This window comes from Paenibacillus sp. G34, assembly GCF_056856875.1.
In genome coordinates this window covers 3,102,261-3,127,929 of record NZ_CM166469.1, presented here as the reverse complement: position 1 = coordinate 3,127,929, position 25,669 = coordinate 3,102,261, and the positions used below count along the sequence as shown (strand labels likewise).

The following is a 25,669-nucleotide window of genomic DNA, read 5'->3' as shown; positions in this document are numbered from 1 at the left end:
CACCTGCTTTAATAGGATAAAACGAAAGCCTGGCGATTCTTCGCTGTATCAGTCCTATACCATTCGTTTACCTCCGATGTAATCTCTTTTCCGCCCAGTTCAAGCCAATCTTCTACAAATTGATCGAATTCTTCAATAGGAGAGCCATAAATAATATTCATAAATACTTCGAGTTGCAGATCTCGCAAGATGATCTGCCGGTCTACCATCGTTTCCGTAATACCGCCTGTGAATTGATCATAAAGAAGCTGCCCATTCATCTCGTAATCATCTGCGATGCTAAAAGCACCTGTTGGCCCGTAGGTCTGTTTCCATCCCCACCCACTCTTCAAGCCTTCTGATTCATAGGCAGCAATTCGTTTGTGGATAGCGAGCGCTTCATTCTCCAGTAAAGAGAAGTCGCCTGTCTCACGTGCATCGCGAATATCTCGATATGCATCTAAATTTTTGGTTCCCGGAAATGGAGTTACTGGAGATAGCATCCACACAGCACGTGAGTCATCATTATAGTAGGTTTCGTATTCCGCATGCTGTCCCCAGTTTTTGTCCAGGTGCAGATTCATTAACTTAACGACAACTTCAGGATGAGCAAAGCCTTTTCTAACGGCAAAGTAATTTCCTGTATTCGAACGAAGCGGCACAACCTTGTTTCGACCTGATTCGGCCACAATCGGATAAGCCTGCCAATCTGCTTCCGGATCTTCTTCACGGGTAGACTGGACAACAAAAGGAGTCCACTGCTCACCGTAAAGCATCCCGATTTTCCCCTGTTGAATGAGACGGTAAGCTTTGTTTCCATTTTTATAAGCAAATTCTGGATCAAGTTGACCCTGCAGATACATCGTCTGTAATACTTTCAACGCTTTACGAACCTCTGGCTGTATACCTCCATAGCTGAGACCGCCCTCTTGATCTTTAATCCATATATTTGGATAAGCACCGTAACCGGCCATAAATCCTGAAACGCCCATAACAGGATCCCAAAGATAACTCGTGAGTGCGAGCCCGTAGGTATCCTGTTTACCATTCCCGTCAGGATCACGTAATGTAAACGCTTCCGATATTTTTAACACGTCTTCTATTGTTTCAGGTGCCTGAAGTCCTAATTTATCCATCCAATCCGTTCTAATCCACAAGTACTGTGCGGTTTCGATCGAAGAAGATGATTCCGGAATCGCCATCAGCTTGCCGTTAATCGTAGCGGCATCGAATGCTCCTTTACCTTCGGCTTCCAAAATCTTTTTAGTAAGTGGCGAAGCAAAATCACGGTATACCTCTGTCAAATCTTCGATTAAATGGGCATTAGTTAGCTGCCTTAACTGATATGGATTGACTCTGACGACATCCGGGAAGCGCCCGGCAGCAAGAGAAACCCCAAGCTTTTGACTATAAACGTCGCCCGTTGCAATCCAGTCATATCGAATCTGAATACCCAGTTCCTGTTCGTACAGACGTGTCCACCGGTTATCAGTCAGTGTCTCGCCTGGTAGTTGCTCAATCATGCGCTGCAGATCTTCCCCCGTTTCCCTGACAAAAGAAACTTTAATAGGTGGGGAATATGCTTCCGAAGAAAAAGTCTGTTGATCTGTAGATGAGGTGTTGATCTGCCCTGGATCCCCCTGTGTATGTCCAGCGGGTATACACACCGTTAGAAAAATAATAATGGTCCATCTTGTTTTGTACATCCATCTCTTATGCATGATGACATGCCCCCAGTTTGATTGAATGAACACATCTTTTTCTATTTTCCAGAATTGTTATCATTGTACAACATCTGAACTGTCATGAGTATGAAAAAGCCGCCGTTGGGCGACTTTTATTTACAACTCTTAGCATGAATTCACGAAACGATATGATATTCAAAATTCGAAAAGTCAGCCATGCCCCCAACCTCTTGTGTAGAAAACATAAATAATCCAACTCTGCAGCCCATGAAATGATCCAGCTTATAGACCATTTTGTGGGGAACACCGAGGGTTTTCCATTCCGCCCCTTCTCGATAAGCAAAACAGCATTCATCTTGATTATCTATAAAACTAGCCGAAGCCTGTAGTGTCACTACAGGTCCTGTGACGGGTATTCGTGAATACTCTGTAGCAGGCTCCTGATCAATCAGATTACCAAATATGCTAGCGTCTTGGCTCACTCTTCCCTGCATGACAAGGTAATATTGCCCTGCATCCTTAGTTAGTGCGATTAGACCATACGTGCCAATCAGGAAACATAGCCCCGCGTAATCACCATCGTTCAGACCGCTGCCATCCAGCTTTACCGAAGCTGAACAAGCCGGCCCCATCGCACGTTGAGTAAGTGTGTTCACGGCAAATGTCAGGTTAGGACTAAGTTGACCTGTTCGAATTCGGTATGCTCCTGGCACTTCCGTAACAGACCACAGATCATCATGTGGTGTATGATTCCACTGCCAAATATCCCGAAGTCGCACCTTGCCATCATCACCGAGCGTGTATTCGAAACGATCGCTTGAAACCAACGGTTCGTAACGGTAGCCAGGCCTTGTGCTGTCTAGATCGATTTGTTTTGGGGCCTCTGTAGCAAATACGGGAACACCTTCCTCGAAACGCATCGGTACCAACACCGGAATTCGCCCCACAGCCCCATGGTCTTGAAATAACATCGCATACCAGTTACCATCCGGCGTATCAACGATCCCGCCTTGAGCGATCCCTGAATTAAAGTATCCCATATCATCATTGAACACCTCTCCGCCAACAAATACGTCATCCAGCGTCTCCGCCCTGTAACAAGCTTGCGTTCTGCGCCCTGCTGCCTTCGGCATATGGATCAGAAATACATAATAGATGCCTTCAATTTTGTATACATGTGCACCTTCATACCCTAAATAATGTGGCTGATGGTCAGTCACTATGATACGATGCCTGCCCTCCGGTTTGGGACCGGAAAGGTCTGTCTTTAATTCGGTTAAGTGAATCTCTCGATTACCATGCACCAGGTATACTCGTTCGTCATCATCAAAAAATAACGAGCAGTCATGATAGAATCCTTCTACAATCTGTTTATTCCAAGGTCCAGTTATCGTTTCAGAAGTATACAGATACGTTTTACGAGTATCATTGGCTACAAAAATGACGTAGAACTTGCCTTGATGATAACGAAGTGATGCCGCCCACATGCCTTTGCCATAGATCTGCTCCCCGTTCTCCAAGCGTTGCGCCGGTGTGTTATCCAGAATGTCATACACATACGCAGCTGTTTCCCATTGGATCAGGTCATACGAGCGCAAGATAACACATCCAGGCATCATATGCATGGTCGTACTTACCATATAATACGTATCTTCGACCCGAATGACGTCCACATCCGGATAATCGGCCCATATAATCGGATTTGAATACATCGTTTAAACACCTCTTTTTTGGAGTTCTGTATTACATCTGTTCACCCTGGCTCCAGCTCTCCAATCAACGGGATAAATCCCTTCATAATGTTAGGCTTCTTCAAACATCCAGTGGTTTAGAAGGATACACAGGTTTGGATCTGATGGCTTCAGTACAAGATACAGGTCGTTTTCATACTGTGCACCCATTATTGAAGTCGATGCCTCAATCCATTCTTGACCTTCCGCCGATGCAGGAATATGCACTTTTCCGATTAACTCTCCATCTTCACGACCTAGTCGAAGTTCAAGGGTACAGGCTGCTCCCTGGCTGCATATCGATGCAGTAAAGCTTGCCGCCCCTTTTTCTCCAAAATCCACGCGAGAGATGGCAATCCAGCTTCCGCCGTGCAACTGACTGACAACTCCATTTTGCCCGGAATACTCACCTTGTTCAACTTGCTCCGCACCCAATCCATTTAATTGACGTGTGTTCACGCCTGCATTCCAGCCCATCGTTGAGCCGTTGATTCTTTGATATGGGTTAAAGGATTTCAACTGTCCAACACCTGCGTAGTCCGCTTGAATCGCTTTGATTCTTCCACTTGTCTCTTCATACTGCACTTTGTTCAGATGTGTGGAACGATATCCTTCCGGAATATCCATCGCCTGGCACAGAGTCTGCGCATGATAAGCAATATACCACTGATCCCCGAGCGGGAAGATGGCATGATGATTGTTACCGCCAATCCCAAAGAAGTGCCCCGGGTTTCTAAGGATTGTTCCCTGATACGTCCACGGACCCATTGGTTGCGAACTTGTCATGTATGCAATTTCTCCCGGCGCCGGGCTATCCTCGTCACGTTCCACTTGGAAAAAGTTAGAGCAATAGGTGTAATAGTAGATGTTATCATACTTATGTATCCCAGAATTTTCAAACATAAAGGGAGCAGGTATGACTTTGGCCTTGCCCTCAACACTGACCATATCCTCACCCAGTCTCATCACTCGCGCCGTATCCGGCCTTTCGGGTCTACCTTCAGGCACGCCTCCACCAAAATAGAGATAAGCCTGATGGTCGTCATCTACCAGAACTGCCGGATCAAATAACCACGTCACATCTTCTACACCCGGTGTTTCTCTTGTTACTAGCGCTTTTCCAATCGGATCAGTCCAAGGCCCTGTCGGAGTTGGGGCACTCAAAACACCAATGCCGCTAGCATTATTGGCAAAATACAAGTAAAAACGATCCTCGCCGTCGAAGCTGCGATGTACAGCTGCTGGAGCCCAAGATTGGGAAGCCCATGTGGCTGCACCTTCAGGACCTGCTACCTTGATCTCCCCGTGATCTGTCCAATTGATCAAATCATCTGAAGAGATCACCGTGATTTTGTTGATCGATTGATAACTATTTTTTTGAGGAACCTCATGTTCATCATACTCCAATTTATCACTGGTCATATACAGATAAACCCGGTTATTGAACACCAAAGCGTATGGATCAGCTCCAAATTTGTGAGACATTAATGGATTCGCGTTGGGACGAAGCTTTCCAATCTCCTCTTGGATGTGCTCCAATGGAATACTTGAATTATTTTTATCCCTTTGATTCTCAACCTGTGGCTTAGTTTCGTTACTCATCTCATTTCCTCCCGCAAATAAAGTTGATCTTCCCGTTATCTTCAAATATAAAGTGATATCTAAGCATTTGGGCACACCAAATAGAAAGCGTTTGCAAAACAAACGTTTTCATGATAGGATGATTACATTTTAAGTGAAACTGAGTCCAATTTCATTGCGTTATTTGTTTGATTTATTGCGCGAAATGACAGGAGGTACCTCTACGAGATGTCCTTAGATTATTTTTATGATCCGATACAGCCAGAGCTTTTGTACCGCCATCCCCTAACAACCTACAGATATGAATCCAGTTATCACCACCACAATGCGTATGAAATCTACCTATTCCTGAAGGGAAATGTTCATTTCTATGTCGACCATCGTTGTTATCCCATGCAACGTGGCGATTTGCTTGTCATTTCTCCTGAAGAGATGCATCGGACACTTATTCTGGACGAGACAGAATATGAACGGATCACGATTAATGTTAAGAAAACATATGTGTGCCAGCTATCCACGGTTTTGACGAATTTATTATCCTGTTTTGACCATCGATCTGAAGGAAATGGCAACATCATTCATCTGCATGACAATCAATTAAAACAGCTCCTATATTGGACCCATCAGATTGAAGAATCTGCAGATTCTAATATGTACGGTGCTGACGTACAAACGAATGCAGCCATGGCACAATTGCTCGTTCTGATCAACCAGTGGTTTCAGCATAATTCCTTTGTACCACAAGATATCATGCCTGAATTAGTTCGCAAAACGATGGAATATATCGATAATCATATTACTCAACATGTTACTCTAGGCAAACTGGCCGAAGAGTTCTATATGAACAGCACCTCCGTCAGCCGCCAGTTTAAAAAACATACCGGACTTACCCTTCGTTCCTATATTCTAGGCCGGCGCATTGAGCTAGCCAAATTACTTCTAACCGATGGAATGAGCATCACTGATGCCTGCTTCCAGTCCGGTTTTAGTGACTATGCCAATTTTATTCGAAGCTTCACCAAAATCGTTGGGATCTCCCCGGGAAAATATAAGAAGCACCGACAAGCCGAGGTTAGAATTGATTTGTTGCCCAAAACAGACTACCATTAAGAGCATTGTCATCATCAAAAGGAGATCAGAACATGCTTTTAAAAAAATGGTTGTACCCCTTGCTCATCCTGCTTTCAGCATTTCTTTTTGCAGGTTGCACCTCACAGCTCATTACTGATCCAGGCTCTCCTGCGGGTCAAGTCTCAAAAGAGATGGGCTTTCAGGAAGTCGCCGATTATATCAAAGAGCACCACGAACTTCCACCTAACTACATTACGAAGAAGGAGGCTCGTGAGCTGGGCTGGGAGCCAAGCGAAGGCAATCTGCAGCTAGTGGCTCCAGGCAAGAGCATCGGCGGTGATGTGTTCAGAAATCGTGAAGGATTGCTTCCAAACAAAAAAGGCCGGATATGGTATGAAGCGGATATCCATTATAGTGGCGGGAAACGAGGAAGCGACCGGATTCTGTATTCCAATGACGGTCTCATCTACCAAACCACCGATCATTATAAGACCTTTCAACAGATTAAATAATGGAGGAACACATGAATATCATTGAGATCGACGGTCGTTATCTCCTTAATCGGGAATCACTACATGCGTTATTGCAGGACAAGCTGCAATTGGATGAACACTACGGACACAATCTGGATGCTCTATGGGATGCCTTGACAGGCGAAGTCAGCATGCCGCTGATCATTCGCTGGAATTATTTTGAGACATGTAGAGGAATGCTTGGGGGTTATGCAGATCAGGTGCTTGAATTGATGCGCGAAGCAGAGCAAGAGATTGATGAATTCACATTAGAATTATGGTTATAATAGAACAGGCTGCCTAAGGGCAGCCTGTTCTATTAACTTCTACTATCTTCTACTATCTTCTTTACTTCTCTTGACCTCTACTCACTTCTTTTAACTTCTACTAATTCCTATTGACTTCGTTTTATCGTCTTCTATTCTTCTTTCAAAAATACTCGCTCATGTGTCTCTTGCCTTGTTTTTCTTATTCACATCTGTCCTTACGGTTGCACAACAAATGTTGTTACACTTTGTGCTGGCAAGTCTGCCGAGAATCCGTTTCCGGATATCTGCTGGGCAGAGCCAGCTGCCAGATTACGTGTGCTATCCGTTACCCAGGAGGATACAGCGGAGGCTGTTCCATTTTGCACAGTGAATCGCTGGTTCACACTTGAAGTGTTTTTGTTAATAGCAACAATAACGATTTTGTTGTTCGCTCCCTTATAGGCAGAGACATACACGCCGTTTGCCGGATTTTTGGTTGCATCCACTCTGACATCTCCCGGACGCACGAACTTGGAATAATGAGCCATACTGTAGCCACGTTTGCTTATCGTTCCGTCTTCTTTGATCGGTCCATAATTTCTACGGATATACCACCATACATACGTCTGAAAATTACCTTCAACCATCGCGTTGTACATATGCTCCGCTACCCCGAGCGCTTCAGGCCAGCGATCTGCTGAATTGGTTTCACTGTTTGGATAATAAACCTCCGTCATCCAAAGCTCTTTCCCTGCTCCCTTTTGTTCGAATAACGGATATGGAAAGTCGCTGTATTGAGTACCGTAGGTATGAGCCCCCAGAATATCCATATTCGCAAGGGCCTGCGGATCATTCAAAATAGGGTCCGACATCGTCTTCACATACGAGAAGGATTCTGGAGCAATGACTCTATTGTTGATGGAGCCCGCATTTTCCTTCATAAAACGCAGCATCTCTTCAGGAGACCACCAAGTCCAGTCATGCGCGTAGTCAGGCTCGTTTTGCACGGAAATGGCGTACAAGTTAACACCGTTATTTTTCATAAATGCATCAAATTCATTCAGATATTCGGCGTATGCTTCATACTTGTCGTACTTGAGACGTTTAGCCTGTGTAATCTGCGTATATGCAGTTACATTGATATTGTCAATGTTTGGCCCACCCGTTCCCGTAGTAACCAATTTCAACGTGCTAGTGCCATTCACCATCGGTACCTGTATCGACTTGTCCTTCCACGTGTTTCCACTGCCTGTGGCTTCAAACGGTACGTTACTAAGCGCTAATGTGCCGTTCACATAGACGTCCAGATTACTCGTTCCTGATGGAAGTGAGTACTTGATTTTAATATTTTTGGTACCTGTGCTGCCAATCAGAATCGTATTCCACTGAACAGCTGAACCGCTCGCATTCTGGAATACAGCATAACCCGCTCCCGTATAACCACTATAAGAATTCCCCGCTACTGCACCAGTCATTGTTGTCAAGGATTCGGCTTCATAAGTTGAACCACCGCCCGAAGTAGTGCCTAGAGTGACCAGTTCCGTCATGTCAGTAGGTGGATTCCAAGGAGATGCAAATACAATTGCTCCATGTTCAATGGCTTTTTTGGCTGTTTCCACTTCGCGTTGCCAGTTGTTCTTGTTTTCATCGATCGGAATTCTTAGTACAGAAAATCCAAGCTGGTTAGGTCCGTTGCCAAAAGCGGTTTCCCTCTCGGAGGCGGTGAGATCACCAATCCATCCGGAATGTGTCATACCGCCAAAACCCCGAATCACTTGTTTGGGTGAAGTTACGTTAATTACAGCATCGTTCGCCGCCATCACTTTGGAGGAAGCAGGTACATAAAACAGAGGTAGTGCTGTTAACGCTGCAAGCATCGTACAGAGTGATTTTTTGAACATAGAATTCACGATTTCTCATCTCCCAACAATTATAAATTCGAACATAACAATCCTAACCTTAACCTAACATTTATCCCTTCACGCCACCGATAGTCATACCTTGGACAAAGTATTTCTGCAGGAAAGGATATACCATCAAGATTGGAACACTGGCTATAATCGTCATCGTTGCCCGAATGGAAGTTGGCGTCACAGCGACACCGGTATTCTCGGCAGCTTGATACACATCACTTGCCGATGAAGTTGCCGCCGTTGTGGACGTTTGAAGAATCTTCATCAGTTCATATTGGAGTGTGCTTAACTCCTTGTTAGATGAGTTATAAAGAAAGACATCAAACCAGGAGTTCCATTGACCCACAGCCACAAAAAGAGAAACGGTTGCCATGGCCGGAATCGTTAAAGGCAATACCACTCGAATAAACGTCGTAAATTCCCCTGCCCCGTCAATACGAGCCGACTCCAGAATGCCCTCAGGCAGTCCCTCAATGAAGGAACGAATGACGATCATATTGAACACACCGATGACACCCGGAATGATGTAGACCCAGAAAGAGCCAATCATACCGAGATCACGAATCAACAGATATCCCGGAATCAATCCTCCGCTAAAGTACATGGTGAAGACAAAAAACATCGTTACAAACTTGCGAAGTACAAATTCTTGCCGACTGAGTGTATAAGCAAGCATCGCGGTACAGAAAACGGATACAATTGTTCCGATAATCGTACGAAGCGCCGAGATCAGTGTAGCATGGTAAATGTCGGATTCTCCAAAGATATATTTGTAGTTATCCAGTGTCCACTCCCGTGGCCACAGATAGATGCCTCCGCGAATCGCATCATTCGCATTATTCAGCGAGACAGCAATCATATTAATAAACGGATAAATCGTAACAATCATCAAACAGATCATGAAAGTGATATTAATGGCATCAAACGCCCGGTCCCCGGCACTGCTGTTCCGCAAGCGGGATGATTTTGCTTTTGGCATGGCCTAGGCCTCCTCTTAGAATAGTCTGCTTTCTCCCATTTTTTTGGCGATATAGTTGGCGGTGAAGAGGAAGATGAAGCTGACCACAGTTTTGAAAATCCCTGCCGCTGTACCCAAAGAGAAGTTCCCCATTCCCAAACCATACTTCAAGACAAAGATATCCAGATTCTCTGAATAATCCATATTCATTCCGTTGCCCAGCAAATATTGAGGTTCAAATCCGGATTCGAGGATGCTTCCCATATTCATAATCAGCAAAATCACGATAACCGGTTTCAAACCTGGCAGTGTAATGTACAACATTCGTTTGAAACGGCTGGCTCCGTCAATCTCAGCTGCCTCATACTGAGCAGGATCGATGGCTGTAATTGCCGCCAGATAGATGATCGTGTTCCATCCGACATCTTTCCATACTTCGGTGGCCCCCAGTATGCCCCAGAAATACTCCCCTTTTCCCATCCACAGCACTGGACTGTCGATCAAGTGCAACTTCATAAGAATGAGATTGATGATACCATCAGGTGAAAGTACAGTAAGCACAATACTTGAAGCAACAACCCAGGAGATAAAGTGAGGCAGGTAACTTACCGTTTGCACAAAACGTTTAAAAACGATATTTTTCAATTCATTCAAAAGAAGTGCTAAGGTAATCGCTGTGACAAACCCAAGCACCAATTTAATAGAACTCATCACCAGTGTATTTCGCAGCACTCGATAGAACGTATTATCTTCAAACAGGGTTTGAAAATGCTTCATCCCCACCCACTGCTGATCCGCGAAGGCTCTTGCCGGTTTGAAGTTCTGGAACGCCATCGTCCAGCCCCATAACGGCAAATATTTAAATACGAACGCCCATATCACAAAGGGAATACACATAAATGCCAAGCTTCGCTGTTGCAGCAGTCGTTTGTAAAAACTGGTTTCCCGACTCCCCTTGCGACGAGAATGCGGCGGAATGGATTGAAGAGTTACATTAGGTTCCTCCACGATGCAGATACTCCTTTCCCTATCTGTTATTCGTGCGCGGAGAGAGTATATACTCGGAAGTAATCCTCTATCTCTCCAGCGCACGTAACAGTTTATTTTATATGGTGTTGTTTAAATTACCATTTACCTGCCACTCGATTTTGAATGACTTCGGTCATCTTTTTCTCGTAACCCGCTTTATCCAGCTTGCTAAACTCAGTCATGTAGTTATTCCAGATATTGTCGAAGTTGGACGGTGCGCTCAGAATCATTTCAGGTAAGTATTTGCGCTGAATATCATCTGATTTAGTTGTGAAAATTTGTTCAGGCGAGCCTTGTTCAAGTGCAATAGACCAAGCTGGGAACCATGGCCGCTCTTCCGGCTTGTTGAACAGCTCACTGAAAGTTTTCACACCATAAGCATCGAGGAATTTTTTATCTCCTTCAGTATATGTTGCTGCGACAACTTCCGGCTGGTTACCTGGACCGTATGCATTCCCATCAGACAGCGTGGATTCTGTACCGTAACGCGGCCAGTCATTAGCGAAATAAGCAAAGCCGAACTTGCGGCTCAGTTCTACATCGTCATGCATTTTACGCTGCTCATCGTTGGCGTAATAGAAGCGGCCCTTTTCATCTACGCTGTATGTTTGATCCTTGATACCCCACTGTACGAGGATCTGATTTTCTTCTTTGAGCAAATTATCAAAATACTTGATAATCCGTTCCGGATCTTTTGCATTCACGCTGATTCCGGTTGCGTAGTTGTTTACGAAGCCGGGAGGATCAATGTATTGATCCTTGATGTTTTTGTCAAAGACGATTGGCAGAGGCGCGTAACGCTTCTCGTCAATGCCCGCCGCAAGTAGGTTATTGGTAGCATCTCCAACCTGCCATGCGTAGTTAAAATAACCGAGCACCCGACCCGAGGTCAATTTCGCCAAATACTGATCCTTGTTCATCGTGAATGATTCCGGATCAAGTAAACCTTTTGCGTTAATTTCATTCAGTTTTTTGATCCAGCGTTTCTGCTCTTCCGTGCCCGAAACCGTTCTTGCGACATGGGTTTTCATATCGACCATAACGCCGCCGTCGTTAGGATATCCTGCAAGATGCATGGCCGGATTCTGCAGGGTGAAGAAGTTATTGGCTACACCTGCAAGTGACACAAAACCGATGGTCTCTGCTCCGTCAACCTTCGGATGCTTCTCTTTGTAGTCCTCGATCAGATCAAAATATTCATCCAGCGTCGTAATTTTAGGATAATTAAATTCCTTCAGTACAGAACGTTGAATCCAGAAAGCCCCCCCGCCAATGTTAGGGCTACCTGTATACTCTCCTTGGTTAGCCGTATATGGTAAAGCATAGATTTTACCGTCTTCAGGGTTTCTCATTTTATCAAAGTACGGGCCATACACTTTCTTAATGTTCGGACCGTACTTTTCAATCAAATCATCTAATGCAATGTAAGCTCCGGCATCAAGCAATTTGGACATCTCTCCGCTGGAGGCGATGACATCTGGATAGTCACCGCTGGCAATCATAACCCCTGCCTTTGTGGCACTGTCACCAACAAGATATTCCATTTTAAAGTCCACACCCGTCTGCTTCTGCAGCTCTTTACCAATCGCCGTTTCACTTGCCAGAATGTCTTTCTTGCCAGAAGAAAACATATAATACGAGAATGTGACAGGGCTGTTATCATCTTCTTTCCCTGTAGATGAGGCCCCTGGAGATGAGCTTCCAGACGAGCACCCAGCCAACAGGGATGCCAGCAATACAGCTAGTCCTGTGGTTTTCAAAAGCGGTTTTAACATGTGTTTTGTTCCCCCTTTTTAGTCATTCGATGTATGTAAGCATTTTCAATATATCAAGATAACGCTTTCATAGTTACCCATGAAACTGTACATTGTTCTTTAAAAAGTATATCGAACCATCATTTCCCTACTTATTCCTCCTCATCCAGCGGAAGCCGGATTTGAATGCTTGTTCCCTTCTTTTCCTCTGAATGAATAGAGAAAGAGAATCGCTCACCGTAGCAAAGTTTCAACCGGCTGTAAGCGTTTTTCATGCCGACATGCTCGCCCATATCCATGTTTTGGTCCAGATACCGCAGCAATTCTTCCATTCTAGCCGCAGACATGCCAATACCATTATCCTCCAACTGAATATGGAGCCCCTGTCCCTGCAACGCAACGAGCAATCGGATAATTCCTTTACCTGGTGTCGATTCAATACCGTGAATGCTGGCGTTTTCGACAAATGGCAGGATAACCATCTTCGGAATCCGATACTTTAACGCGGCAGGATCTGCTTCAATGTAATATTGGAGCTTTTCTCCAAAGCGATATTTCTGGATTTGCAAAAAGCTGTCAATCAGTTCCAGCTCTTCCTTCACGGTCACTTCATGCTGATTCCAGCTAATGGATTTGCGGAACATTTTCGCCATATGATGAACGATCTTGGCGGTTTCCTTCTCTCCTTTGATCAGGCTGCGCATCCGCACGGATTCAAGCGTGTTAAACAGAAAATGCGGATTAATCTGACTATGTAATGCATGAAGCTGCGCCTGTTGCTGTCTAAGCTCCAGGTCTTTTTTCTGAATGTCCGCAAGGTAAACTTCATCAATCAGATTCCGAATCGTCTCGGTCATCCGGTTAAATTCGGTTGTCAATTGACCAATCTCATCCCTTGCATCTTCAGGAGGAATAGTCTGAAAATTTTGCGTTTTTACTTTTTTCATATGTTTGAGAATACGTACCAGTCTGACGTGAAGAGATCGGGACATCGCTGCAATAATAATCGAAGGCAACACAAAATTAATACATGCCAGCCAGATAACAAAAGAGCGTGATTTACGAACCTCCTGCAATACGATCTCCTCATCCATAACGCCTTGCAGGGACCATCCTTCCAAATAGTTAATACCAGAATAAACGCGATCAAACCGAATCGTTTTGTTGGGAAACTCGATCTCGCTGTACTTCTCTCCGATTGGGGTATCCTCAGACTTCGCATCATTCGAAAAACGGATGTGACCCCTAGGATCAACCAAATACACTTTCCCATCAAAGCCACTATTTCGGAATTGTTCTTTAAGCAGGTCCATAGTAAAGTCTATTTTGAGTAACTGTTCAATCCCTCGTGTGTCCAGATTGTTTAAGCGCTGAACGAGACTTAACATCTGATCTGTTGCAATCAAGGTAGGATAAGGGACCACATTATCCTGTAACTGTTTGTACCAGGTGGAACTTCGAACCGTTTCATTTAGATGTTCAATGTAACCTGAGGACAAAATCGTTGGGTTATCGGTATACACCTGGTACCAGCGAATTCCTTGACTCAGTTGACCGGAAAACTCCCCTTTGAGATAGGAGTTGTATGCCCGAATATATTCCGAATTACTTTCAAACGAGCGGGACAACGTGTCATTAAACACAGGATCAGCATATAGTGAATATGACAAACCTACTCCCTGATCTATCGTCACACGTAGTTCATTCTTCAGATTGTTCAGAGCGACTCCGGCATCACGGGTTTTCTGGCTACGGATATTAGCGGTAGTCACTTGATAAAACACTACATTGGTCACAACGATGGGAATAAACACCGATAACACGTACATTAGCAACAGTTTGTTCCGAAGCTTCATGTAATTCCATTTCCATCTGATCATTGAGCACCCCGCTGTCCATCCTCTTTCAGAAGATTACGGTAGGCTGTTGGGGTCATATGGACGATCTTCTCAAACTGTGTCACAAAATAATCCGCATTCTGAAATCCGATTCGAGCTGCCACCTCATACATCCGTAGATCCGTCTGGCGGAGCAGCTTCTGTGCCTCCTGAATACGGAGATTGAGCAGATATTCGTTAAAATATTGATTGTAACTTTTACGAAAGAGACGGCCAAGATAAACCGGATTCATATAAAACTGGGCTGCAATACTTTTAAGACTGATATTCTCCGTGTAATGGGAATCAATATATCGCTTAATCTTATTAATATCTCCTTTGGACTGCTCCATTCGCAGCTGCGCAATATATGCCTCCGCTTCTTCCAGTGCGGACAAAAATGCCTCTTTTAACAAACGTAAATTCCATCCATCCTGATCTTGTTCGGCTAACAACTTGAGTTGCTCTAATCCCGCATCCGTACCTCCCATTTCATGCACGACTGCAAGTATACCCGTAATACACCGCAATAGAGAACCTGTAACAGCCTGAGGAGAAAACCGGCGGGAACGAAACATGTTGAACATCTCGTCGACAATCGCATGACAAGCCCCGCGATTTCGCTCTTCGAGGCTTAGGATCAAGGGTTCGACCTCTTCCTGATTTACGTTGAATACGTATAATGCTCTGTCCCTCACTTCTGAATAATGCACAACACTTCCGGGTTCTGCGAATTTATGCCTGGATGCTTCCTCTGCTTCTGCATAGGATCGAGGTGCCTTAGACATGTCATCAACTAATGTACCTGCATACAAGCCTATATCTGCGCCTAGCTGATCGCTGAGCATGTTTTGAATCCATTGGATCTTGTCTACTACACGGTGATGTGGAGAAGGTTCATTTAATAGAACGATCAAGGCAAATCTACCTAACTGCTCCTCAATAACATAGAGCTTGAAGTGATCGTCTGCCAACGAATGAAGGAGATCACTAACCTGATGAAGTGTCACTTTTCTATGCTCCGAGCCTGTCTGTAATTCAAATAGCACAATAATCATTGAAGTCTGACGTTTGATTCCGAGCATTTCTGCATACCGTATTTCGTCTTCTTTCCGAATCTGGCCTTTGATCATATCTTTTAACATAATACGACTAGCTTGTCCTTCCTCCAAAAATACATGTTTTCGCTTATTCTGGATCAGTTTTGCCGCCTTTTGCAGCGTTGTGGTCATCTCTTCGTCATCAATCGGCTTAAGGATGTAATCCTGAACACCGTACCTTATGGCTTGTTGTGCATACTTGAAATCATGGTAACCGCTAATGATAATAAATATAGGCTCTAGTGTGGGTGACTTATCAATTTCACGGATTAGCTCCAATCCATCGAGAATAGGCATTCGGATATCCGTAATTATGATATCGGGATGCAGGCATTCCGCTTTATTCAGCGCCTCCAACCCATTCTCTGCTTCTCCCGCAATCTCCATGCCGAGACTCTGCCAATCAATCAGTTCGTACATCCCTTTGCGGATATACATCTCATCATCAACCAGTAATACTTTTAACATATGATCTGCTCCTTCCCTTCAAGCAAAATCGTTGAATGAAATCAACAAAAAAACGGTATATTCTAATTATAAATAGAAACCGCTTACATTTCTGCACCTATTTGCACAAGATTGTTTCCATTCTATCGTTTGCCGTTTTCAAATTCATTGCGCGAATCGTCAAATTTATTGCGCGAAAGTATTCTCTGGAGGTTCATAATATAAAAAAGCGAAACCAACCAGGCCTAAACCCGGATGTTTCGCTTAAGGTGAACTTTACATTATTTCCTTATTTATTAATAAGATATGTGCCCAAAAGAAATACAGGACAACCACATTTTAATTGTCCGTCTAATACTGCTCTCCCTTACCTTCACTCTCCTCCTTCCAGTCAGGAGGTTACGGTCCACTTTTCCCCTTTTAACACAATTGAATCTTGTGCATGCTGGAAATACAGTTCCATATGTTGATCCAGATAAGAAACGTTGAGTTTACTTGCCTCGCTTGCACGTATATTGGCATGAATCAGCTTCCCTTCGCTCCATTCCATATCCACTTCGAATCCGCCGCGCGCTCGCAGCCCCCGAACGGAACCGTTTGGCCATGCCTTTGGCAGTGCAGGAAGTAAACGAATCTCGCCGCCATGACTCTGGACCAACATTTCGGCTATGCCCGCGGTACCTCCAAAGTTGCCATCAATCTGAAAAGGAGGGTGATCACAGAATAAATTAGGCAGTGTCGAGGAGCGAAGCAACTCCATAACGTTATTATGTGCCTGTTCAGCCTGCTCCAATCTGGCCCACATGTTCAGAATCCATGCCCGGCTCCAGCCTGTGTGTCCACCGCCATGTTGCAGTCTGCGATCCAGCGTAACATGAGCGGCCTTTGCTAATTCAGGGGTCGTTTTCGGGTTAATCTGCGATCCCGGATGAAGCGCAAACAAGTGTGATATGTGCCTATGACCTGGTTCAAGTTCCTCATAATCCTTACTCCATTCTTGAATCTGTCCGTGTTTGCCCACAGCGATATCCGGAATGCGAGTTAATGCTTCTTGCAACTGTGATGCAAATTCCTGATCCTGTTGCAGAATGTGTGAACTTTCGATACACCGCGTGAACAACTCCCGTATAATCTGGTTATCCATCGAAGCCCCGTAACAAAGCGCACCTGACTCCCCATGATCCAGGATGTAGATATTTTCCGGTGAGGATGAAGGACAAATCGTGAGATTCCCCTCCGGGTCTTGTACAAGAAAATCCAGAATAAACAAAGCTGCCTCTTTCATCGTTGCATATACTTTTTTCAAAAAAATCTGGTCCCTGCCGTATTCATAGTGATCCCACAGGTGAAGTGACAACCATGCGCCGCCCATCGTCCAGAAGGTCGACGTCAGACATACATCCTGCGGAGCAGGATCTGCCCATATATCTGAATTGTGATGTGCTACGAATCCTCTGCAACCATACATCTTGCTTGCCGTTTCCCTTCCACGCACCTGTAATCGCTCAATAAAATCAAATAACGGGATGTGACACTCCGGCAGATTACAACTCTCCGCTGGCCAATAATTCATTTCTGTATTGATATTGATGGTGTATTTACTGTCCCATACCGGAAGCATATCTTTGTTCCAAATGCCCTGCAGATTTGCAGGTAACGAACCAGGCCGGCTGCTAGAGATTAGCAAGTATCGCCCAAACTGAAAATACAGACTGACCAGTTCAGGATCATCCTGACCTGCCCTAAGCCGCGCAAGTCGTTGATTCATAGGCAGACTCATATAACTGGTATCTGTGTTTTTACCCTCCAGATACAAGTCCATACGTTTGAACAGCGACTGATAGTCATTGATATGATCCTGAAGCAACTGTTCATATGTTTTGGCAGAGGCCGCATCTATTCTTCGTAAACATTCCGCCTCCAGATCTTCCATATCATAACGAAAATCAGTGCATGCTGCGATCAGCACGGTGGCGGAATCAGCATTTAATAGTGACATTTGACCGCTCGAATACTGAAGCTCCCCTGCTTCGTGCATGACCCGAATCGCACAGCAAAAACGGATCCCCCCTTCTCCTCCGCTTCGTCCCCGGATGATCAGTTCACCATTGCTGCGCTGTTCGATTCGATCGATCAACGATTGGAACCCGACCGGATGTCTTAGCGCTCCCGATAGCGGCGACCAGTTTAATACGGAACCTCTGCCAAACAAGGTTGTGAATGATAATTCGCCTGGCTCGCTACTAGACAAACGGACTGCCATGACCTGATCAGGATAACTTGAAAAATATTCTCGCTTATGCTTGGTTTTTCCTGATGTGTACTGCACATTAACGATACCCTGTTCCAAATCAAGATATCTCTGATACGCTGCTGTCTCTTCGTCTGCATGATGCATGGCTACATAGAAGTCACCAAGCGGCTCGTAATGCCGTTGTCCATCAGGCACGCCTACTAATGAGGTTAACGCTAGCTCCTCTGCCTGCCGAATCTGGCCTTGAAACAGAAGTTCCCTTATGTTATCCAGTGATTGAAGGGCTTGGGGATTGTTCCGCTCCATCGGTCCGCCGTACCAGAGGCTATCTTCATTTAACTGCACTCTCTCCAGTTGTGTTCTTCCAAATACCATGCCACCGAGGGTTCCGTTTCCAATCGGAAAGGCTTCTTCCCACTGCTCGGCAGGGTGATCAAACCCAATTTTATTCGTATTCATCATTATACCTCCAACGAGAGATGCCAAGGTTCACTGCTGCACTAGCAGCATGACGAACAGGACTCAATATGACCCATCTTGCAGGCCGTATAATCAGTTTACTTTGTTCACCCAGCTTGGTTGAATGAAGAAAACTAACCTAAACCTTCACAATGCTAACCCGTTTGGAGGCATAATCATATCTATTCAATCGCTGAAGGTAACTTGATCCCAGTAGTCACCAACGAGACCTTCGATGATGGAGCCGCTGGCCCACGGCATCAGACAGAACCAGGTGCTTGCCGGCGTACCATCGGCATAAGTCTCCGTAACGAGTCCTTGCGAGTGACAAAAGCGCTCGGACATCCATCCTTTTTTGCCATAACCATATTCACCATCAACACGATTATAGGTTTGACAGCCCCAAGCGACCGTATCATTCATACGCTGACGAATATAGTCATCCTCACGTTGCTGAAGATAATATAAAAGCTCATCAACGAGATTACTCGACATGGGATGAATGTGCGGATTAGCTACCGAAGTGACGCTTCCGCCCGAACTTGACCAGTTCAATGTACTCAGCGGCGGAATCTGCACTGGCGAGTTATAACAAAATTTAAAACTGAACTCGTAGCCGATGGCGTCTCTCATATGATCAAGGAACATCTCCTCACCGGAGAATGCATGCAAGAAACGGAGAGCTTTGATATATGCCAGAATGCCTTCCGAATCCACTGCTTTGTCCGCATCAAGCGGAGCACCGTAACATTCCATCTGTTTCACATAGGCATTATAATAATGTGTTTCACTGCGTATCATTTCCTCCAAATCGGATAAATCATTGGTCAACCAGCTGTAATAAGCTTTCGCAGCGAGGCACCACGCCCCGCTAAAAGCATCATACTCCAGGCCTGCACCCGTGCGCTCAGACAATATCGTCGGATATTCGCCATCCGCATTTTTGCTCCGTTCCAAGCGTTCGAGTACTTGCTTCACATAAGCGAGCCAGTCATCATGTCTGATCTGCCTTATGCGGTATTCATAGTCATAACATTTCAGGATATAAAACATGGCTTGTGCAACGAGATAGGATGAGTGACCTGGTGTACGCATACCGTCAAACCACCAGCCTTTAATGCTCCATTTTCCATCCTGATAAGCATCATACGGAAGTCCTGACTCGGAATTCATCGCATTTTCGATAATGTTTGTGATACAGGACAAAGCCTGCTGACGCATGGGTTCATCGTTCTGACGCAATGCTGCGAGCAGCATGGGGGTTGCAATGGTCATGCCATTGGTCCAACTGATCGAGATGATTTTGTTATATCGATACCCCCCGCTCTCTGCGTCTTCGTACACAAAAGTAGAATAGTGACGGTCATCTGGAAGCCACGCGTAGTCTCGAACGGCAGCGGATAAGTCGGATACGGCTGTGCGGATGTCGCTTCCTTGCCTAGGGTGTTCATGGTACTTTTGGTAGACATGTTCTAATGCAGGGTTAATACCCAAGGGCGAAGAGGATTCATAATCATATAGTTCAAGGGTGAACGTTACTGATTCTCCTGCTTCCAACATGAAGACGTTCTCTGCCAAGGCTGAGCGCTCGTGCACAAGTCTTGATTTGATAAACAGCAACGGAGCATTTTCATACCCTAAGGTGTAACCAACGGTGCCTCTCTCGATCGAGCATGTGAAACCTCCATATTGTACAAAAGTACCTGTTTGACCCGGATACCATGGTTGCTTCCGTCCACTATGCTTGCTTTCCACCCAATATGGGCTTGCGCTTAGCCCGACAATTCGACCCGAATCATATACAAGTGCAGCCGGATGCGATAAGCGATCACTTCGAACCATCCACCAAGGGGATGAAGGGCGGGATGGTTTTCCGTCACGAATTCTTGGAAATTCGTTAGGTACATTTTGGGGGGCTTCTCCCCGATTACGACCATACATAAAGGCAGGCAGAAAAAATCTGGGCTGCTGTTTGTCAAAAGCAAGCTCTACATGAATCACTCCACTCCACCGTTGACTGCCTTCATTCTTAATGGTAATCTGTGCCTGCTTTGGATCATCTGCACTGCCTGTCCCGGCAGTCATATTCACGTCAGCCCGAAGATTATGCGTTCTCATACCGGTATAGGCTGTCCCTTCCTGCCTTCTACTTCGTGCCGTAAAGATCAGTTCCATACAATCCTCTCTTTCTGTTTTCCCTGTTTGTTCAGAAAACGCTTGCAAATTTTAAATCAAGATGCTAGGATGGTACCATTTTATAGGTTCAGGTTCGCAAGTTCATTGCTTAAATCGTGATATTTATTGCGCCAAACGATTAGGAGGCTTTCATGATATGAATGAATCGCAGGAGTACCAGTATGATCCCATTCAGATGGATCTGCTGTATCTGCATCGTGTCACGACCTACAATATGGGCACATTCTACCATCGGCATAATGGGTATGAACTGTACATTTTTCTTCGCGGCAATGTGAACTTCTATATTGAGAATCGATGTTACCATCTGGAGCGAGGTGATCTTATTGTTTTAAGCCCAGAGGAAATGCATCGGTCCTTTGCACTCGACAAGAACGAATATGAACGTATCACAATCAATCTGCAAAAATCATATCTTAATCGATTATCCACATCATCTACCAACCTCTCTGCCTGTTTTGATAATAGGCCTAAAGGTAAAGGGAATATCATTCATTTGAATGAAGAGGAGTTAGAGCGATTTCTCAATCTTACAACCCAAGTAGAACAAATGTTGCTAACCTCAGACTACGGTGCGGATATTATGAGAAATATGCTGATCGCCCAACTGCTTCTCATGACCAATCTGGCTTTTAAACATACAAATTTTGTGCCCACCGACATTATGCCTGAACTGGTTCGTAATACGATGGACTATATTGAAACAAATCTGACTGAATCTCTCACACTTCAACACTTATCAGAAAAACTATTTACCAACAGCAGTTATATCAGCCGTCAATTCAAAAAACATACCGGACTAACGATTCGAAACTATATACTTAACCGCCGCATCGAGCTCGCCCAAATCTGTTTATCGGAAGGCATGAGTATTACCGAGGCCTGTTATCATTCCGGATTCGGCGATTATGCCAACTTTATTCGCAGCTTTACCAAGATGGTCGGAACATCGCCAGGCAAGTTTGTACGTAAACATCGCACTGAAAAGTGTTAATTATCGTTGAATTACGGTATGAACCCAATGATCCAAGGACGGAGGATATACATGGAACTTACAAAAGGGACCTATGGTTTTCGATTTGCCGAAGATCGTGAACTTGAGCTCTGTAAGCTGTATGCAACGGGGAGCGATATCATTACTGAACCGTCGTATTACTGGGATGGGCTGGAACGAACGGATGGTCCTCTTCTTTTATTTCAGTACACCCTTGCAGGAGAAGGTATTTATGAAACAAATGACCGTACATACCGTGTGACTTCCGGACAGGCTTTTCTTGCAGAGATCCCGAGCGCTCATCGATATTATTATCATCCAGAGTGTGCTGAGCCATGGCATTTCATTTTCCTACTTTTCCGTCCTGATCTCATTCAGGCTCATTGGCAGAAGTTTGTGCGAGAATCAGGTGAAGTTGCTTCTCTCCCCATGGATTCGACTCCCATCCGTCTGCTGCGAATGATTGTAACGGATGCGGCGGCAGGAAGGATAACGGACCCTTTAATTGCGTCATCCAGTGTGTATCAGTTCATGACAGAGCTTGTTCGCTTACAGACGACTGCACGTCATAATCGGGAGAACTGGCCGGAACATATTCAGCAGGCTACGAAGTACATCGAGAGCGACTACGCCAGTATGGTCAGCGTGGATCAGCTTGCTGAACGCGTTGCTCTATCCAAATATCACTTTATTCGCAGATTCTCGGCCAGCACAGGTCTCACTCCAGGTGCCTATCTTACCCGCGTTCGAATCGAGAAAGCGATGGAGTTGCTTCGCGGCACAACATTAAGCATTGAACAGATTGCGATACAAGTGGGGTACTCCAGTGGAAGTTATTTTATCAAAGCTTTTCGAGGATTAACTGGAATTACACCAGGGGAATTTCGAAGCGGTGGCGAGAGTCTCGTATATCGGAAATTATTCTTCGACTAACCGCAATATATTGCTATTTGAGACTTAACATTACTGTAGATTATTGTATTTCGCTTCATTATGATAAATGTGATTGGAGCAATAATTTAAATTACGTTTCGTAAAGGAGCCTTCCAATGGATCACACTCTTGCAGCACCAACACCTCCTCTTGGCTGGAATAGCTGGGACTGTTACGGCGCTGCCGTCACCGAAAATGAAATTCGCGGCAATGCGGAGTATATGGCTACACATTTGAAAGAGTACGGTTGGAGCTACATCACCGTTGATATTCAATGGTATGAACCTCTAGCAAACTCATCACAATACCGCCCTTTCGTTCCACTCATCATGGATGAGTACTCCCGTCTTATGCCTGCCGAGAACCGTTTTCCTTCAGCGGCGAACGGTCAGGGATTCAAACCGCTTGCTGATTACGTACACAGTCTGGGGCTGAAGTTTGGCATTCATATTATGCGTGGTATTCCGAGACAGGCGGTTCACGCAGGTACAGCTCTGTTGGGCACAGCAGCTACTGCCCGTGATATCGCTCATACCAACTCCATCTGCCCATGGAATACCGATATGTATGGGGTGGATCATCACAAAGAAGGCGCCCAAGCCTATTATGATTCATTGTTTGACCTCTACGCTTCATGGGGTGTTGATCTGGTCAAAGTGGATGATATCGCTGCCTCCAGGTTATATGACACACATCAGCCCGAAATTGAAATGATTTCGAAGGCGATCAAACGTGCCGGACGTCCCATGGTATTAAGTCTGTCTCCGGGTCCTGCCCCCGTGGAGTACGCTGAATTCTTTTCGGAACAGGCCAATATGTGGCGTGTCACCGATGATTTCTGGGATCGATGGCCACTCTTGCTAGATATGTTCGACCGCTGCCGTAAGTGGCAGGGCCTTCCTAAGGAGGGATGTTGGCCGGATTGTGATATGTTGCCTCTGGGGCACATTGGTATTCGCTCTGTGGATGGAGGCGGAGCCGATCGGTGGACAAGATTCACCAAGGACGAGCAATTGACCATGATGTCGCTGTGGAGCATTTTCCGCTCTCCTCTCATCTTTGGCGGTGAATTGCGGGATAACGATGACTGGACGCTGTCCTTGCTGACAAACCGTGAGGTTCTGCGTATGCATCGTGAGAGCCATAGTGCTAGAGAAGCGCTACATCAAGGCGATCTGATCGTATGGACGGCATCTCATGTCGATGGTTCCACTTATGTCGCTGTGTTTAATGTTGGCGAACAGCCAGTACTCCCGGTGGAACTTAACTTGGAGAGTGTTGGATTATCTCCTTCCCCGTTAAGCCAAAGTACTGAACTATGGAGCGGGCATGTGACACAAGTGGAGGGAAATATTTTACGTGTGGATGTGCCTTCGCATGGTGTGCGTTTGTACCGTTTCACTTGAGTCACTTTATCAATAAAAGAGGCTTGTCATTAATGACAAACCTCTTTTTTGTTTTCTGAAATGATACAAATCGTACACAGCTTGCTATATGAAGAACCTACATCAGATCGATGGTGATGATTCATTCTTTGACACTTGAAATTTACGATCAAAGCGCCACCGATACACCAAAGTCATCACCACAACCAACATGGCAAGCATAATAAATAGGTTGCTATATACAAATGCAGATGATTGGCTGATAAAAGGATTCAAATGCATCTGCTGTGCTCCCCCGTCGATGACCTTGCCAAGAACGGTTGTAGATACAGACGCCGCGATGAAATTAAACATCGACAATAGTCCCATACCTATACCGACCTGTTCTTTGGAAAGTGTCTGTGCAATCGTATTGGATAGCGCAACTTGCATATATGATTGACCAAGAACCGCCAAGATTAGAAAAGAGGAAATAAAGAATAGCGATATACCGGCTGCGAACGATAGACTTACAAAACCGATAACAAGCATCGTTGAGGCTGTATATATCAAATATGCATTTCCCTTTTCGTCTGCAAGCTTCCCTCCTCGTCTTCCCATTAATGCGGCAATTAAAGCCGACGGCATCATAATTAGACCAGTCAGAGCCGGATAGGCATCATACACGTTGGTTAACAGCTGCGGGATGATAAATGGAATGCTGAATCCGCACGCGACCAACAGAAATGAAATAATCATGCCCCAAGTGTAGGAGAGATTGCGAAAAATAGCTGGCTGCACAAACGGTGATGCTGCATGGAGAATACGAAGGATAAACAATATTAATGCCACTATGCCCAGAAGAAAATACCACAAATTAAGTTGGGTCAGAGCCAGCAAAATGGCTCCAACGCTTCCCGCGAGCAGCATCCCTCCGAGGTAGTCCATCTTTGTATAGACTCCCTTCTCATCATGCAAATACTTTCGATAAAAGGGTAACGTCAATAACGAAAGCAACGGAATTGCAAATAGAAACTTCCAGTTCAATGCACTGGATACGAATCCAGCAACGATAGGACCTAAAGCAGACCCGAGAGCGATGCCGATCGCAGAAGTACCTAGTGCCTGACCACGCTTGTTCGGAGGAAAATATCGAACTGGTATAATCATGGCCAGAGCTGGAATGACGGCAGCCCCTGCGGCCTGAATCAGGCGTGCCAAAATAATCATAAAGTAGGAAGTAGAAAGAATTCCTATAACGGAGCCAGCAGCCAATAATAAGAGGCCAAATGTGATTAAATGTTTAATGCTGTATCGATCTGTTAGCTTCCCGTAAGTGACTGTGCCTACCGCGTATACAATTAAATAACCGGTGACGATCCAACTCGTCTCAGAAGCCGACCGTTCGAATTGATCCCCAATGACGGGTAAAACGACATTAAACATCATTCCGTTCATTACAGAAATGATGAGTGTGAAGACAAGCACGCGAAGCAATGCGGTTTCTTTACCTATTGAAGCTGTATCATCGGTAGCTGAGATTTTCGTGCGTTTCATGTTATTCCTCTTTTCTATGTCGAGTATA

18 protein-coding genes and 1 pseudogene are annotated in these 25,669 nt (G+C 45.1%); 6 read left to right on the top strand and 13 right to left on the bottom strand.

Annotation, left to right across the window (positions count from 1 at the left end):
- Positions 1–8: 8 nt before the first annotated feature.
- The 3 genes from AC1VYS_RS14205 to AC1VYS_RS14195 all read right to left on the bottom strand — a co-directional run bounded on the left by AC1VYS_RS14205 (position 9) and on the right by AC1VYS_RS14195 (position 4,996).
- Complete coding sequence (locus tag AC1VYS_RS14205; RefSeq protein ID WP_482914803.1) at positions 9–1,700, bottom strand: extracellular solute-binding protein; 1,692 nt, start codon at positions 1,698–1,700, stop codon at positions 9–11.
- A 140-nt stretch (positions 1,701–1,840) separates the two neighbouring features.
- The gene (locus AC1VYS_RS14200) at positions 1,841–3,376 is read right to left on the bottom strand and encodes a glycoside hydrolase family 43 protein (protein ID WP_482914802.1); all 1,536 of its coding nucleotides are present in this window, start codon (positions 3,374–3,376) and stop codon (positions 1,841–1,843) included.
- Positions 3,377–3,466: 90 nt separating this feature from the next.
- Positions 3,467–4,996 (bottom strand): glycoside hydrolase family 43 protein, encoded by a 1,530-nt coding sequence (locus AC1VYS_RS14195; RefSeq protein ID WP_482914801.1) that lies wholly within the window; start codon positions 4,994–4,996, stop codon positions 3,467–3,469.
- 207 nt (positions 4,997–5,203) lie between these two features.
- Between AC1VYS_RS14195 and AC1VYS_RS14190 the strand changes: the two genes are divergently transcribed.
- The 3 genes from AC1VYS_RS14190 to AC1VYS_RS14180 are packed head-to-tail and all read left to right on the top strand — an operon-like array spanning position 5,204 to position 6,845.
- Positions 5,204–6,085: an AraC family transcriptional regulator gene (locus AC1VYS_RS14190; RefSeq protein ID WP_482914800.1), complete on the top strand. Its 882-nt coding sequence runs from the start codon at positions 5,204–5,206 to the stop codon at positions 6,083–6,085.
- Between the two features lie 32 nt (positions 6,086–6,117).
- Positions 6,118–6,558, top strand: a complete 441-nt coding sequence (locus tag AC1VYS_RS14185) for a ribonuclease domain-containing protein (protein ID WP_482914799.1) — start codon at positions 6,118–6,120, stop codon at positions 6,556–6,558.
- Positions 6,559–6,569: 11 nt separating this feature from the next.
- Entirely contained in the window at positions 6,570–6,845 is a 276-nt protein-coding gene (locus tag AC1VYS_RS14180; protein ID WP_482914798.1) for a barstar family protein, read from the top strand.
- Between the two features lie 197 nt (positions 6,846–7,042).
- Here the strand turns inward: AC1VYS_RS14180 and AC1VYS_RS14175 are convergent, their stop codons facing one another.
- The 9 genes and pseudogenes from AC1VYS_RS14175 to AC1VYS_RS14135 all read right to left on the bottom strand — a co-directional run bounded on the left by AC1VYS_RS14175 (position 7,043) and on the right by AC1VYS_RS14135 (position 20,772).
- Positions 7,043–8,353, bottom strand: coding sequence for a carbohydrate-binding protein (locus AC1VYS_RS14175; protein ID WP_482914995.1), 1,311 nt, complete (start codon positions 8,351–8,353; stop codon positions 7,043–7,045).
- Positions 8,345–8,683 (bottom strand): annotated as a pseudogene (locus AC1VYS_RS14170) (hypothetical protein); the annotation flags it as partial. The gene AC1VYS_RS14175 and the pseudogene AC1VYS_RS14170, both read right to left, overlap by 9 nt.
- A gap of 94 nt (positions 8,684–8,777) precedes the next feature.
- Positions 8,778–9,698: a carbohydrate ABC transporter permease gene (locus AC1VYS_RS14165; protein WP_482914797.1), complete on the bottom strand. Its 921-nt coding sequence runs from the start codon at positions 9,696–9,698 to the stop codon at positions 8,778–8,780.
- 15 nt (positions 9,699–9,713) lie between these two features.
- The gene (locus AC1VYS_RS14160; RefSeq protein WP_482914796.1) at positions 9,714–10,685 is read right to left on the bottom strand and encodes an ABC transporter permease; all 972 of its coding nucleotides are present in this window, start codon (positions 10,683–10,685) and stop codon (positions 9,714–9,716) included.
- 116 nt (positions 10,686–10,801) lie between these two features.
- Positions 10,802–12,481, bottom strand: coding sequence for an ABC transporter substrate-binding protein (locus tag AC1VYS_RS14155; RefSeq protein ID WP_482914795.1), 1,680 nt, complete (start codon positions 12,479–12,481; stop codon positions 10,802–10,804).
- 131 nt (positions 12,482–12,612) lie between these two features.
- A complete protein-coding gene (locus tag AC1VYS_RS14150; RefSeq protein WP_482934531.1) occupies positions 12,613–14,340 on the bottom strand; it encodes a sensor histidine kinase in 1,728 nt (575 codons plus the stop codon).
- Positions 14,337–15,905, bottom strand: coding sequence for a response regulator (locus tag AC1VYS_RS14145; protein ID WP_482914793.1), 1,569 nt, complete (start codon positions 15,903–15,905; stop codon positions 14,337–14,339). Before AC1VYS_RS14145 ends, AC1VYS_RS14150 begins: the two co-directional genes overlap by 4 nt.
- Before the next feature lie 370 nt (positions 15,906–16,275).
- Positions 16,276–18,597: a glycoside hydrolase family 95 protein gene (locus AC1VYS_RS14140; RefSeq protein ID WP_482914792.1), complete on the bottom strand. Its 2,322-nt coding sequence runs from the start codon at positions 18,595–18,597 to the stop codon at positions 16,276–16,278.
- Between the two features lie 186 nt (positions 18,598–18,783).
- A complete protein-coding gene (locus tag AC1VYS_RS14135; RefSeq protein WP_482914791.1) occupies positions 18,784–20,772 on the bottom strand; it encodes a hypothetical protein in 1,989 nt (662 codons plus the stop codon).
- Positions 20,773–20,929: 157 nt separating this feature from the next.
- Between AC1VYS_RS14135 and AC1VYS_RS14130 the strand changes: the two genes are divergently transcribed.
- The 3 genes from AC1VYS_RS14130 (at position 20,930) to AC1VYS_RS14120 (ending at position 24,126) form a co-directional block, all read left to right on the top strand.
- Positions 20,930–21,787: a helix-turn-helix domain-containing protein gene (locus AC1VYS_RS14130; RefSeq protein WP_482914790.1), complete on the top strand. Its 858-nt coding sequence runs from the start codon at positions 20,930–20,932 to the stop codon at positions 21,785–21,787.
- A 51-nt stretch (positions 21,788–21,838) separates the two neighbouring features.
- Complete coding sequence (locus AC1VYS_RS14125; RefSeq protein ID WP_482914789.1) at positions 21,839–22,720, top strand: helix-turn-helix domain-containing protein; 882 nt, start codon at positions 21,839–21,841, stop codon at positions 22,718–22,720.
- Positions 22,721–22,836: 116 nt separating this feature from the next.
- A complete protein-coding gene (locus AC1VYS_RS14120; protein WP_482914788.1) occupies positions 22,837–24,126 on the top strand; it encodes a glycoside hydrolase family 27 protein in 1,290 nt (429 codons plus the stop codon).
- Between the two features lie 102 nt (positions 24,127–24,228).
- On the opposite strand, the gene AC1VYS_RS14115 is transcribed toward AC1VYS_RS14120, so the two are convergent.
- A complete protein-coding gene (locus AC1VYS_RS14115) occupies positions 24,229–25,641 on the bottom strand; it encodes an MFS transporter (RefSeq protein WP_482914787.1) in 1,413 nt (470 codons plus the stop codon).
- Positions 25,642–25,669 lie beyond the last annotated feature (28 nt).

Bases quoted from the DNA above. Each gene is read 5' to 3' on its own strand.
- AC1VYS_RS14190 (WP_482914800.1), top strand. From the start codon at position 5,204: ATGTCCTTAGATTATTTTTATGATCCGATACAGCCAGAGCTTTTGTAC.
- AC1VYS_RS14115 (WP_482914787.1), bottom strand. From the start codon at position 25,641: ATGAAACGCACGAAAATCTCAGCTACCGATGATACAGCTTCAATAGGT.
- AC1VYS_RS14155 (WP_482914795.1), bottom strand. From the start codon at position 12,481: ATGTTAAAACCGCTTTTGAAAACCACAGGACTAGCTGTATTGCTGGCA.
- AC1VYS_RS14145 (WP_482914793.1), bottom strand. From the start codon at position 15,905: ATGTTAAAAGTATTACTGGTTGATGATGAGATGTATATCCGCAAAGGG.
- AC1VYS_RS14125 (WP_482914789.1), top strand. From the start codon at position 21,839: ATGGAACTTACAAAAGGGACCTATGGTTTTCGATTTGCCGAAGATCGT.
- AC1VYS_RS14200 (WP_482914802.1), bottom strand. From the start codon at position 3,376: ATGTATTCAAATCCGATTATATGGGCCGATTATCCGGATGTGGACGTC.
- AC1VYS_RS14195 (WP_482914801.1), bottom strand. From the start codon at position 4,996: ATGAGTAACGAAACTAAGCCACAGGTTGAGAATCAAAGGGATAAAAAT.
- AC1VYS_RS14165 (WP_482914797.1), bottom strand. From the start codon at position 9,698: ATGCCAAAAGCAAAATCATCCCGCTTGCGGAACAGCAGTGCCGGGGAC.
- AC1VYS_RS14135 (WP_482914791.1), bottom strand. From the start codon at position 20,772: ATGGAACTGATCTTTACGGCACGAAGTAGAAGGCAGGAAGGGACAGCC.
- AC1VYS_RS14130 (WP_482914790.1), top strand. From the start codon at position 20,930: ATGAATGAATCGCAGGAGTACCAGTATGATCCCATTCAGATGGATCTG.
- AC1VYS_RS14205 (WP_482914803.1), bottom strand. From the start codon at position 1,700: ATGCATAAGAGATGGATGTACAAAACAAGATGGACCATTATTATTTTT.
- AC1VYS_RS14150 (WP_482934531.1), bottom strand. From the start codon at position 14,340: ATGATCAGATGGAAATGGAATTACATGAAGCTTCGGAACAAACTGTTG.
- AC1VYS_RS14180 (WP_482914798.1), top strand. From the start codon at position 6,570: ATGAATATCATTGAGATCGACGGTCGTTATCTCCTTAATCGGGAATCA.
- AC1VYS_RS14185 (WP_482914799.1), top strand. From the start codon at position 6,118: ATGCTTTTAAAAAAATGGTTGTACCCCTTGCTCATCCTGCTTTCAGCA.
- AC1VYS_RS14175 (WP_482914995.1), bottom strand. From the start codon at position 8,353: ATGACGGAACTGGTCACTCTAGGCACTACTTCGGGCGGTGGTTCAACT.
- AC1VYS_RS14140 (WP_482914792.1), bottom strand. From the start codon at position 18,597: ATGAATACGAATAAAATTGGGTTTGATCACCCTGCCGAGCAGTGGGAA.
- AC1VYS_RS14120 (WP_482914788.1), top strand. From the start codon at position 22,837: ATGGATCACACTCTTGCAGCACCAACACCTCCTCTTGGCTGGAATAGC.